Origin of the sequence: Metabacillus sp. YM-086, from assembly GCF_048059995.1 — a bacterium.
Taxonomy (GTDB): domain Bacteria; phylum Bacillota; class Bacilli; order Bacillales; family Bacillaceae; genus Metabacillus; species Metabacillus litoralis_B.
The window spans coordinates 1-13061 of sequence record NZ_JBLUOI010000013.1; the positions used below are offsets into that span (position 1 = coordinate 1).

The following is a 13061-nucleotide window of genomic DNA, read 5'->3' on the forward strand; positions in this document are numbered from 1 at the left end:
GTCACTGTTATCATCTGCGAAAATGAGTAGCATGTTACGTAATGCTGTATCTGACTTTACGTTTTCCAGATTTGTAACATCTATTTTAGCTTCATAATGATAAAGGCCATCTGCTGTTTTTTCTACAGAATCTAATGCTGTTAAATCAATATCAAATGTTTCAGAAGATTGTTGCCAGAAACCAAGTGATTCTGGTTGGAAAACTAGGTTAATAGATATTCCACCTTCTGTTGCACGTGTTGGGTCAAGATATAAATCAAATGCAACATACTCATTGTCACCGCGTTTTAAATCTTCTGACCAAAAGTCTAGTCGTGGAGCTGATGCCCAGTTGTCAGTTGGTTTTACTTCCGGATAAGCAAATTCCCATGATAAGGCCTTTGAACCGTTTGCTTCTTCAATCGTTAATGCTGTTTTAACTCCTGAATCTCCACTCCATTTCCAACCTTGACGAGTGTCATCTTCAAAAGTAGATGGTAGTGTTGCTACTCCTTCTGGATCATTAATTACTTCAATCTCAACTTCTTTTCCTGTTATCGTTAAATTATCTAGAGAAACAACATCTGTATTTTCTGCTCCTACAAACAATACGATATTCTCCAACTTGTTATTGTCTGGGCTTTCTGCAATTGTTGCTAACGATGGAGCATCTTCTTTTGAAATTGTTAATACCGCTTTGTATTGATTTCCGAATGGTACAAAATCCTCTGCTTTTACTTGAATTGCACGCGTCGGATTAGCCCACCCTGCTGAAGGTCCTTGTGGAATCGCTGCAACAGAAACAGTTGTTGGCTTGTCCACAATCACGTCCATTGATAATTCTTGCGCACCTAGAACATCAACTGATTCACCCCAGTTATCAGCAGATAAGCGTACATTCGCTCAATAGTTGTCTGAAGTAACATCACTGCTTGCGTTTAGTCCAGAAATTTGTAAAGTTCCATCAACATTCTTTAATGCTACATCCTTTACTGGACTGTCACCATTTACGCCAAAGCCTTGTGTCGAGTTGTTAAAGTCAAATAGTACTTTCGAGTATTTCGTACGATCGATCGGCTCATAGGATACTCCTTTTATACGAGCACGAACATATTCACCTGATAAGCTTAATTCTTTAGGTGCCCATACCTGGTCAGCACCTGGATCTAAATCAGTTGCCTCTGTTTTCCCCAATTGAAATGGAGTAAAGGCTGCAGATGTTTCATTTTTATTTGTTAAAGACCAGTTAGCCCAGCTAATATTATTTTCATTTAAGAAATTGATCCATTGGTTTGCTTCTTCTAAGTATGGACCATTGTTTCCATTCGCTTCACTTGTTCCCCATTCTGTTGCAAAAACAGCTTGTCCTTTTTCAAGCGCATATCTAGCATTACTCATGACATTTTCACGATTTGAGCTATCTGATGCTGCTGGATGTGAGCCAGTGTAAAAGTGAACAGTATACATTGTGTTGGCATCATCAATTGGATTATCAGCAGCTAAATCTGCGCGTTGGCTCCAGTTCGGGCTACCTACAATCACAATGTTTTGATTTCCATTATCACGGAGCATTTTAATAATTGGCTCTGCATATGATTTAACTTTTGCCCAACCTTCTGCGTTATTTGTTAATCCAGGTCCATCATTACTATTACTACTTGGTTCGTTTGCTAATTCATAGATAATGTGAGGATCATTAGGATAAAGACTTGAAATTTCTTTAAAAAAGTTCAATGCCCCTTTATAAACATCAGCATTTGGATCTCCCGGAGCATGTACATGCCAGTCGACAATCACATACATATCATTTGCTTTTGCTAATTCAATTCCATCAATGACACGTTGCTTGATGACTTCTGGATTTGAAGCATATCCACCTTCACCCACATACATTGCAAGACGAATAAGATTTGAACCCCAATCATTTGATAGAGCTGAAAACGCATTTTCATTTAAAATTCCTGGGAACCATTGTAAACCGTGAGTACTCATTCCACGGAGCTGAATTGGTTGGCCGTTTTTATCAACCAATGTTTTTTGACCATTAACTACCTTAAGACTTAATGCCCCAGCTTGAGACGGTTTTTTTCCTGGTTCAACAAGCAAGCTGTTGTAATCAGCTTCTGCTGCTGAAGCAAAATTAGGTAGTAATGATGTTAATAATCCAAGAACCATTATTAGTGCCATAAACCTTTTTAGTATTCTGTGCTTCAAAATAAATCCCCCTTGTTTGATATAAGTTTTATAGAAACCGGTTTCCTAAATAAGATAAAAAAGTATCGGAAACCGTTTTCTTTACCACCCAAAAAAATATACACCCTTTGAAAACGCTAACACTTATTTTAGTATACTATGGATACTTTTTCATGAAAAGTAATATTAAAATAATTCTAATAATTTATCATTCTAAACTCTAAAGCTCTTCACTAGCTCCTGTAGTGCTAATACCTTTGAACTCAATTCCTCAGATGATGAAGTAACTTTTGTCATAATAGCATTTTGCTGTTCAACTGATGCAGCCACTTCTTCTGTATTTCCCGCTGAGAAGACAGATATATTTGCGATTTCCTCTATTATATCAACCATGCTTTGTGTGCTAGCATTTACTTGCTCCACTATAGCCGATACTTCCTGTGATTGTGATGCAACATCAGCTACCATGTCAACAATATTCTCAAACGAATCACCGGTTTTATTAACCATCACGATTCCATCATCAACTGCATTGATTCCATCACTCATAGATTTTAGTGCATTATTAACTTCTGTTTGCATTTCATCTATCACTTTTTTGATTTCTTCAGCTGCTTTTCCTGATTGCTCAGCAAGCTTTCTGACCTCATCGGCTACAACAGCAAATCCTTTACCATGTTCACCGGCTCTTGCTGCTTCAATAGCTGCATTTAGAGCTAATAGGTTTGTTTGCTCCGCGACATTTGTTATTAAAGAGAGCATTTGACCGATTTGGTTTGATTTGTTACTTAACGAATTCATCGCAGTCGAGGTATGTTGAACTTTATGTTGCACTTCATTCATTTGAACAACAGTTTGCGAAACAATTGCTTGTCCAGTTGTTGCCTTTTCATTTGTTGCCAATGTGAGATCGGAAACGGCTTGTATAGAACGTGCAGCTTGTGTCATGCCTGTTGAAATTTCATGAACCACCCGGTTTGCCTCAGAAGCACGTGTAACCTGATTCTCCGCACCACCAGCTACCTCTTTAATAGCTGTAGAAATCGAATTATTTCCTTGTTGTGTTTGTTCAGCACTAACTGAAAGCTCTTCAGATGTAGCTGCTACTCTCTCAGAATTATTCATCACTTCAATGATAATTTTCCTTAAGCTTTCTGTCATTGTGTTAATATCTGTTGCTAGTTTGCCAATTTCATCCCTATTTTTAATAGAAATAGGATCTAGCATTAAATTCCCTTGTGCTACCTGCTTCACACTCATTGACATCGTGGACAACGGTCGAGATATGCTTCTTGAAAGAAGAAGCCCCATGATGATTGAGATGACTAGAACAACCACAATCAAAATCGCTGTATTGGATAGAATGATGGTTGTGAGATTATGTCTTTCCTCCGCAGCTTCCTTTGCCATTGATTGATTTAACTCAACAAGCTTCGTTAGATAACCTTCAACTGTTTCAATTTGTTGCCTGGATTGTTTGATCATTTGACTAGCATCATCATCTTGATTGGCTCTTGATAAAGCAAGAATTTCCTCATGAACAACAAGATATTTATCCCATTCTGCTTGAAATCCATTATAAATTTCTTCTTCCTCTTTAGTCGAAATGGTCTTCTCAACCTGTTTGAACAGCTCATCTAATCTACTAAAAATCGTATCAAATCGCCCATCAAACTGATTCATTTCTCCAATTGTTTCCGCACTAGCATAGAACAGCTGAAACGCAGCAACCTGTTCAACAAGATACCTCATTTCACCTAGCCTTTCTACTGATGGAAGCCACACATCCTCAACTTCACTAGATTTCTTGTTCATTGTGTTCAATCCAGTAAGAGTAGAAACACTAAGTGTTGCAATTAAAATAAAAATGATAGCAAATACAGCAAAAATCTTTCTTCCAACAGTAAGCTTTAAGGGTAATTTCATGACAGTTTTTCTTTGATTACTAGTGTTTCTCTGCTTCTTTACGTATTTATGTAAGAGCTTCTGCATATAGATCCCCCATCCACAGCCATATAATTGTCTGTTATCTAATTTTATTTACCCTTTGATGATAAAAATCCCCTTTTGCACCGAAATCGGTTTCCAAAAGGGGTAAAGTTCTTAGTAAAACATATCAAACCAACCATTTTTAATTGTTTGCTTATACCAATAGTAACTATCTTTCTTTGTTCTTTCTAATGTATTGAAATCAACGTGAATGATTCCAAAACGCTTATCATAGCCTTCTGCCCATTCAAAATTATCAAGCAACGACCATGTGAGGTAGCCTTTAATATTTACACCACTATCAATTGCTCGTTTTAATGATGTTAAATGTTGTTTCAAATAATCAATACGTCTTTGGTCTTTTACTCTGCCGTTTTCAACTCCATCATTGTAGCAGGCACCGTTTTCAGTAATATAAATTGGCACTGAACCGTATTGTTCGTTTATTTTTGTTAAAACCTTATAGAAGCCTTCAGGGTAGATATTCCAATCAAAATCTGTTTTTTCATAACCAATATCTACTTTTTCAGTATCTAGTAATCCCTCATTCTCTTTGTATCTAGTCACACTGCCTGTGTAGTAGTTGATTCCAACAAAATCAATTTCTTGGTTAATGATAGCCATATCGCCTTCTTGGATAGGCACTGTTACACCTTTTTTCTCGAACCACTCTACCATAAATTGTGGATAGCTACCTTTGAATACAGGATCAAAGAACCACTCAACAAACCAGCCTGTTGCTCTGTTACAAGCATCGATGTCTTCTTGTTTGTTGCTAAATGGCTCGTTCCATTCTGTATTAGGTGCATAACCAATTTCACCTTCGTATCCTCCGTCTCTTAGGCGGGATACTGCTTTACCGTGTGCAAGTAGTAAATGATGTGAAATCGTTGTAGCTAATTGTAAATTTTGGAATCCTGGTGCATGAAGTCCGATAAAGTTTGATAGAAATGATACACACCAAGGTTCATTGATTGTAATCCATTTTTTAATTTTTCCGTTAAACTCTTTAAACATAACCTCAGCATAATCAGCAAACGCATCTACTGTTTCACGGTTTTCCCAGCCGCCCTTATCTTGAAGAGCTTGTGGCAGATCCCAGTGATATAGTGTACACATTGGCTCGATTCCATTTGCTAGCAATGCATCTACAAAATCATGATAAAATTGAAGACCCTTTTCATTGATTTCTCCAGTTCCATTTGGAAAAATACGTGGCCATGATACAGAAAAACGATAAATATCAATGCCAAGTTCTTTCATTAATGCAATATCTTCTTCATAGCGGTGATAGCTGTCACACGCTACATCTCCGTTATCGCCATTTAATACTTTACCAGGTGTTTTGGCAAAGGTATCCCAAATGGAAAGACCTCTTCCATCCTCAGTTGCTGCTCCTTCGATTTGGTATGCTGCCGTTGCAGCTCCCCATCTCATCTCTTTTGGAAATTGTATAATTGCCATTGTTGTACCTCCACCAAATTCTTTTCTTATGATTGGCTTTATGATTCTCTTACTACTAAATTAGAATCGATAAAAACAGGCTTTAACTCTGATTTTCCATTGATGATGTCATTTAACATATACGCAGCAAGCTTCCCAAGCTGTTCTTTATCCTGCCTTACAGTCGATAGCTTTGGACTGCTATGTCGACATGCATCAATGTCATCACAGCCAATCACAGATATATCTTCAGGAACCCTTAGTCCCTTATCTCTAATCGCATCAATTGCACCAAAAGCCATCATATCCGATACTGCAAAAACAGCTCGCGGATAAGCTTTTGTTTCTAATATTTTATTCATGGCTTGATATCCACTTTCTTCATGGAAATCCCCATATTGAAACCACTCTTGATGAATCTCAAGGCCAAGCTGATCCATTGTTTCTCTTACACCTTTTTCGCGAAACATCGTGATCGCAGAATCTTCTTGACCACCAATAAACCCAATGTCTCTAGTTCCTTGCAAATAAAAGTGTTGAATCACTTTTCTTGATAAATTCACATTATCACTCATCACAAAGCTTGCTTTTGGTCCGCTAAGCTCCAGGTCAATTCCCATACAAGGAATTTCCTCTCGCACAAGCTCATAGATCGCATCCTCTACTTCTTCACCAGCAATGATGACACAACCATCTACATGAAAATGGCGACATCTTGCTAAATAACTACCATTATCTTTGTAGAATTGTTCGTTTGAGAACATGATAATGTCATAGCCTAGCGAACCAATTGTTTTTTTAAACGAAGTAACAACCTCATTAAAGAAAGGATGTGTAAAATCAACATTTACTTTACCGGCATAAATTAACCCAATTAAATTCGATTTTTTGGTGGCAAGTGCTTTCGCAGAAAAGGTAGGCTGATATCCTGTTTCCCGGATAATATCCAGCACCTTTTTCTTCGTCTTTTCACTAATACCACCATAATTATTTATAATTTTTGATACAGTTCCTGGAGATACTCCAGCCATCTTCGCAATATCTTTAATCGTTAAATTCATAGCGGTCCCTCAATTGCCTTTCGCCTTCATAATAGATTGCTTATTTACTGTTTAGATTACTATTATTTGAAGCAATTTACAATTTGATAATGGGCAAAAAAGGATAGTAATAAATTAAAATTTTATTTAACTGCACCATCTGTAATACTAGAAATAAATAGTCTGTTAAACAGTAGGAAAATAATTAATAAAGGGACTGTAGCCCAGAATACTCCAGATAGAATCATACCGAAGTCAATGTTGAATGTGTTACTTAATGTCGCCAGGGCAACTTGAATTGTATACATTTCTGGATCTCTTAAAATCGTAAATTGCCATAAGAATTCTCCCCATACAGCTGTGAAGACGATAATACCTAATGTTGCAAATGCAGGTAAAATGATCGGCAGCACAATACTGCGGTAGATTCTGAAATTCGAACACCCATCAAGCTTTGCTGCTTCAATTAATTCATCAGGCACCGAATTGCTTACATATTGCCTCATTAAGAAGATTCCTAATGGATTTAAGAAAAATAGAATCGCAACACCTTGTAATGTATCAAGCAAACCTGCTTTTGAGATTAAATAGTATTGCGGAATTAACCCTAACTGTGGAGGGATAACCATTGTTAAAAGAATCGCAATAAACAATGCGTTTTTTCCAGGAAATCTAAATTTCGCAAAAGCAAATCCTGCTAGTGAGCTAATGATTAACACAACGATTGTTACTGATGTACAAAGAATCACAGTGTTTAACATCGCTTGGAAGAAATCAATGGCACCCAATACCTTCTGGAAGTTTTCCACTAACAAGTTACCCGGAGTAATCGTTGGCGGAATGGAGTTATAAGCTGAACTTGGGCGGGTTGCCATTACAAACATCCAATAAAATGGAAACAATGAAAAAAGTGATGCTAGAGTAAGAAATGTATAGATGAAAATTCTACCTTTTGAAAACTTTTTTGTTCCTGCTACGTCACCCATTAGTTAGCTCCCTCCTTTTTTCTACCAATTTTCCCTGATGTTATTAACGTATTAATCGCAGAGAAGACGATGATGATAAATAACAAAATAACCGCTGTTGCTGATGCTGTACCAAAAGATTGTAATTTAAAGGCATCGCGGTATAGATACATAACAACTGTCATTGCTTCATCTCTTGTAAATGCTGATGCACCTAAGAATACGGTTGGTTCAGCGAATAATTGCAGTGCACCAACTGTTGAGAAGAAAACAGTTAAAATGATAAACGGCTTTAACATCGGCATTGTAATATAAAGCATTTGTTGGAACTTATTTGCACCATCAATTGTTGCTGCTTCATACAGGTCATTTGAAATACTTTGAAGACCCGCTAGATAAATGATTGTGTTGTAACCAACCCATCTCCAAAATACCATGATGGAGATTGCAATTTTTGTACCCCATTCAGATGAAGCCCAGCTAACCGGATCAAATCCAAACACGCCTAGTACATAATTGGCTAAGGAAGTTTCGTGATTACTAAATAACACACTAAAAATGAGGGCTACTGCAACCATTGACGTAATATATGGCATGAAGATCGTAACTCGGAAGAAATTTCTAAAGCGGAGAAACGATAGATTTAATAGAAATGCAAGGATAATCCCAACAACTAATTGAGGGGCAGTACCCATTAATCCAATAACGATTGTGTTATATAAAGATTTCCAAAATAGTGGATCTTCTAATACAATTTTGAAGTTATTTAACCCAGCAAACTCCATAGGGCTTAGCCCATTCCATTTTTGGAAAGCTAGATATAAACTGAATAACGCCGGATATAAACCAATAACAGCAAAGATGATAAAGAAAGGTGAAACATAAAGATAGCCAGAAATCATGTCTTTCTTTTCTTCTGATAGAAACCTTTTCTTTTTGACTACTTTTTCGTTTGCAGAAACCATTTTCACTCCCCGTTTCTTTCAGTAAAACTAGATATGGTGCAACGATGCGCACCATATCTTAGCTTCATTCATTTTTTGAATTAACGATTTACTAAATCTTGTGCACGTTTAACAGCAGCTTTCCACTCTTCTTCTGGATCCGCACCGTCTTGAACGTTTTTAAGTGCATTTAGAACTTCTTGGTGTACTGGGAAGTATTTTTCACCTTTATAAACGGCACCTTCGATATCTTGTGCTGCTTGAGCAAATACTTCAGATGTTACTTGACCACCAAAGAACTCATCTTGGTTAGAAGTGAACTCTTCCATTTCATACACAGCTGGTGCAGATGGGAATAATCCATTGCTTTGGAATGATTTTAATTGGTTTTCAGGTGATACTAACCATTCAACGAAATCATATGCAGCTTGTGCATTTTCAGTTTCACTTGGGATTGAGATGTAAGATCCACCCCAGTTAGCAGCAAAATCAGTTGGTAAAGTAGCTACTTTGAAGTTACCTGAAGCATCTGGAGCATTACCTTCCATCCAACCTTTTAACCAGCCAGCACCTAATTCAGCAGCGAACTCACCAGTGTTAACAGCGTTTGACCATTCTGGTGTCCACATATCAAATTTACCAACGATTCCAGCTTTATCTAACTCAACAGCATAATCGTATGCTTTTTTAACCGCACTACCTTCTTCATCTAAAATTAACTCACCATCAGGATTTAAGTATGTTTCAACAGCAGAATCAAGATAGGCTCTGTAAGCCATTTCAATACTGTCTACGAAAGGTTTACCAGTTTTCTCTTTTACTTGTAATCCAGCTTCTTTAAAAGCTTCTGGAGAATTGATTAATGCTTCTACTTCAGCAGGCTCAGTTGGTAGACCAGCTGCTTCGAATACATCTGTACGATAGTATAATGCTTTAGGTCCAATATCAGTTGGAAGACCGAATAAGAAGTCTCCATCTGCATTTTCACCAGCATTCCATTTCCACTCTAGGTATTGATCTTGAACGTCTTTTGCACCAAGATCATATAAGTTTGCAAAACGATCTTGAGCAGCTTTGAAACGATCAAATTGATCTACTTCTAACATCGCGATATCAGGAGCACCACTACCAGCTGATAAAGCTGTGAATAATGCATCATGGTGTTCAGCTGTTTCGGAAGATTTAAATTTTATTGTTACGTTTGGATTTTGTTCTTGATATTCTTTTACTAACTCTTCATAGCCTGTTGCACCGAAAGCCCAGAAGTTTAGTTCTACTTTTTCATCTCCACTTCCGCCACCCTCTGAAGCGGTTTCATTTTTATCCCCACCGCTACATGCCGCTAACGAAAATGCTAAAGCTAAAGACAAACCGGAAGCTAACCATTTTTTCTTGCTTTTCATTTTATTTCCCCCTTGGTTTTTGTTTTATAACCGTTACCTGTTACGGAAACCGATTTCCTTTTTAGGAAAAAATTAAAGTGGTTTTCGTTACTGGAAACCGCTTTCACTTATGATTATATAATCTACTATCCTATAAATCAACTATTTTCCGAAAAAAATAAGAACTTTTTATAAACCGGTTTCCTTAATATTAAGTTCTCATCGTTATGCAAGTAAAAAGCCACCCAAATACGGATGGCTTTAACTAATGATTTATAACTTTTCAGCAGCCGTTAATGACGCGCGAACAAAGTCGCGGAATAGTGGCTGAGGTTTTGTAGGTCTTGATGTAAATTCTGGATGGAACTGTGATGCTACAAACCAAGGATGATCTTTTACTTCAATGATTTCGACTAAGCGGCCGTCTGGAGTTGTACCCGAGAAAATAAAGCCAGCTTCTTCCATTGCTTGACGATATTCATTATTGAACTCATAACGATGGCGGTGACGCTCGTAAATCACTTCATCTTGGTATGCCTCGTATGCACGAGTTCCCTCTTGAAGCTTACTTGGAGATAAACCAAGACGTAATGTTCCACCTAAGTCTTCAACATCTTTTTGCTCAGGAAGTAAATCAATTACTGGATAAGCTGTGTTAGGATCAATTTCAGCAGAATTTGCTCCCGCTAAGCCTAATACATTACGAGCATATTCAATTGAAGCCACTTGCATACCTAAGCAAATTCCTAAGAAAGGCACTTTATTAACACGTGCATAGTTCGTTGCAACGATTTTCCCTTCAACACCGCGGTCACCGAAGCCACCAGGAACTAAAATACCATCAACATCTGCAAGCTGATCTTTTACGTTTTCAGATGTTAATTCTTCTGCGTTTACCCATTTGATTTCGATATCAGAATCATATTCATATCCAGCGTGGCGAAGTGCTTCAACAACAGAAATATATGCATCTTGCAGTTCAACATACTTCCCAACAAGAGCAATTTTTGTTGTTTTTGAAAGGTTCGTAACACGTTGTACAAGCTCTTTCCATTCTGTCATATCCGCGTCATTGCAATTTAGTTTCAAGTGATTGCATACAATTGTATCTAAGTTTTGATCTTGAAGATCTAGTGGGATGCTGTATAACGTTTCTGCATCACGGCACTCGATCACTGCGTTTTTATCAATATCACAGAATAACGCAATTTTATCTTTCATATCTTGAGAAATTGGCATCTCTGTACGAACAACGATCACATTTGGTTGAATACCAAGACTTCTTAATTCTTTAACACTGTGCTGAGTTGGTTTAGTTTTCATTTCACCAGCAGCTTTAATATATGGTACAAGTGTACAGTGGATATACATCACATTGTCACGGCCAACATCACTTTTCACTTGGCGAATGGCTTCTAAGAATGGTAGTGATTCAATATCCCCTACTGTTCCACCAATCTCTGTGATAACAACATCTGCACCTGTTTCTTTACCAGCGCGAAATACTTTGTCTTTGATTTCATTTGTGATATGTGGAATAACCTGAACAGTTCCACCTAGATAGTCACCACGGCGCTCTTTCTTTAGAACAGTTGAATAGATTCTACCTGTTGTCACGTTGTTAAACTTAGTTAAGTTTTCATCAATAAAACGCTCATAATGACCTAAGTCTAAGTCTGTTTCTGCACCGTCTCCTGTAACGAATACTTCACCGTGCTGATACGGACTCATTGTTCCCGGGTCCACATTTATGTACGGATCGAATTTTTGGATCGTTACACTGATTCCACGGTTTTTTAATAATCTTCCTAGTGATGCAGCTGTGATCCCTTTACCTAAAGATGATACAACTCCACCTGTTACAAAAATATACTTTGTCATGGTCTTCCCCCTCAGAAGCTAATCTTTTTTTATTTTGTACAAGAAATGAAAAAATCATTTGAAAAACGATGAATAAGAGTGAAAAATTTTGTGAAATTCAGGGGTAAGCCTGTCCTACTTAACAATTCTAAATCATTTTAGAATTGAACTTTAAACTTTTATATAAAATAAGAAAGCTCCCTTCCAAACAAACTTGAAAGGGAGCTGTAATTGTTTAATTAAACGAACAATCTCTTTTTAAAGAGCCCAAAATAGATTCTACCTAGTTAGAAAAAGAAAGTCAAGACGATTTGATTTTATTTTTCTTCGTCTGAATCATCATCAAAATCGTCGTCTTCTTCGTCATCATCAAGGTCGTCATCATAGTCATCGTCATCATCATCGATTAAATCATCATCATCATCTTCATCTAGATCGTCTGCATCATCTATATCATCAAAATCTTCTTCTTCATCGTCATCTGAATCATCGTATTCATCGATATCGTCATATTCGAGGTCTTCCTCATCAAGCTCATCGTATACATCATCCAGATCTTCATCGTCTGCTTTTTTCGATTTTTTCTTTTTAGGTTTTGCAACAGGAACGATTTCTTCTTCTATTTGCTCGTATGGATACCATGTGCGTAATCCCCACATGTTTTCACCAACACAAATAAAACGGCCATCGATGTTGATGTCTGTATAAAATTGAGCAATCTTATCTTCTACTTGTTGCTGTGATAATCCTAGAAGATCAGCAATTTCTTTTACTAAATCACTAAATACGTAAGGTTTTCTTGCTTCTAAGAATAGTTCATAGGCAACCTCAACCATTGCCATTTCTTTTATTTGTTCTTCTGTTAATTGTTTTAGACTCAAGTTCCGGCACTTCCTTTCTACATCATCGATCTATTGTAAATCCAGGGCTGCTTTCTAGTGTGGTTCTGTTATGTTAGACAGAATTCAGCTAGAATAAGCCAATTAAGTAGAATAAACTTTAAAATATGTACATAGTAAACCTATCAAATCATACCATTCATTATAAACAATTTCTAGCAGTTTATGCCACCTTTATCATGTAAAAATTGATTTAGGAGTGTTTTTAGGTTATTTTTGCCACCATCTCGCAACTCTTTATCCACTAAAACGGTCTTCATCACATGCATGAAGACCATCTCAGCACGTTCCACCCACTTAAACAGTCTTCATCTCGCCTATGAAGACCATCTCGCAACTCTTCACCCACTTAAACAGTCTTCATCTC

10 protein-coding genes and 1 pseudogene are annotated in these 13061 nt (G+C 37.2%); all 11 read right to left on the bottom strand.

Translation table 11 applies throughout. The annotated features are described in order from the left end of the window. The coding region (locus ACEWK1_RS07980; RefSeq protein ID WP_416635958.1) for a carbohydrate-binding domain-containing protein at nucleotides 1–537 on the bottom strand (537 nt) is incomplete at its 3' end. A 12-nt stretch (nucleotides 538–549) separates the two neighbouring features. Next, nucleotides 550–870: pseudogene (locus tag ACEWK1_RS07985) on the bottom strand (carbohydrate-binding domain-containing protein); the annotation flags it as partial. A gap of 12 nt (nucleotides 871–882) precedes the next feature. Further along, complete coding sequence (locus ACEWK1_RS07990) at nucleotides 883–2193, bottom strand: cellulase family glycosylhydrolase (protein WP_416635912.1); 1311 nt, start codon at nucleotides 2191–2193, stop codon at nucleotides 883–885. 192 nt (nucleotides 2194–2385) lie between these two features. After that, complete coding sequence (locus ACEWK1_RS07995) at nucleotides 2386–4164, bottom strand: methyl-accepting chemotaxis protein (RefSeq protein WP_098795416.1); 1779 nt, start codon at nucleotides 4162–4164, stop codon at nucleotides 2386–2388. A 111-nt stretch (nucleotides 4165–4275) separates the two neighbouring features. Further along, nucleotides 4276–5625, bottom strand: coding sequence for a GH1 family beta-glucosidase (locus tag ACEWK1_RS08000; RefSeq protein WP_098795415.1), 1350 nt, complete (start codon nucleotides 5623–5625; stop codon nucleotides 4276–4278). Nucleotides 5626–5663: 38 nt separating this feature from the next. Further along, nucleotides 5664–6665: a LacI family DNA-binding transcriptional regulator gene (locus ACEWK1_RS08005; RefSeq protein ID WP_098795414.1), complete on the bottom strand. Its 1002-nt coding sequence runs from the start codon at nucleotides 6663–6665 to the stop codon at nucleotides 5664–5666. 122 nt (nucleotides 6666–6787) lie between these two features. Then, a complete protein-coding gene (locus ACEWK1_RS08010; protein ID WP_231308653.1) occupies nucleotides 6788–7630 on the bottom strand; it encodes a carbohydrate ABC transporter permease in 843 nt (280 codons plus the stop codon). Continuing rightward, on the bottom strand, nucleotides 7630–8574 hold the full coding sequence (locus ACEWK1_RS08015) for a carbohydrate ABC transporter permease (RefSeq protein WP_231308654.1): 945 nt from the start codon (nucleotides 8572–8574) through the stop codon (nucleotides 7630–7632). The genes ACEWK1_RS08010 and ACEWK1_RS08015 overlap by 1 nt, the downstream gene beginning before the upstream one ends. 80 nt (nucleotides 8575–8654) lie before the next feature. Further along, nucleotides 8655–9956, bottom strand: a complete 1302-nt coding sequence (locus ACEWK1_RS08020; RefSeq protein WP_416635913.1) for an ABC transporter substrate-binding protein — start codon at nucleotides 9954–9956, stop codon at nucleotides 8655–8657. 252 nt (nucleotides 9957–10208) lie between these two features. Next, the gene (locus ACEWK1_RS08025; RefSeq protein WP_416635914.1) at nucleotides 10209–11816 is read right to left on the bottom strand and encodes a CTP synthase; all 1608 of its coding nucleotides are present in this window, start codon (nucleotides 11814–11816) and stop codon (nucleotides 10209–10211) included. A 296-nt stretch (nucleotides 11817–12112) separates the two neighbouring features. Further along, the gene (gene rpoE / locus ACEWK1_RS08030) at nucleotides 12113–12676 is read right to left on the bottom strand and encodes a DNA-directed RNA polymerase subunit delta (RefSeq protein WP_416635915.1); all 564 of its coding nucleotides are present in this window, start codon (nucleotides 12674–12676) and stop codon (nucleotides 12113–12115) included. Nucleotides 12677–13061 lie beyond the last annotated feature (385 nt).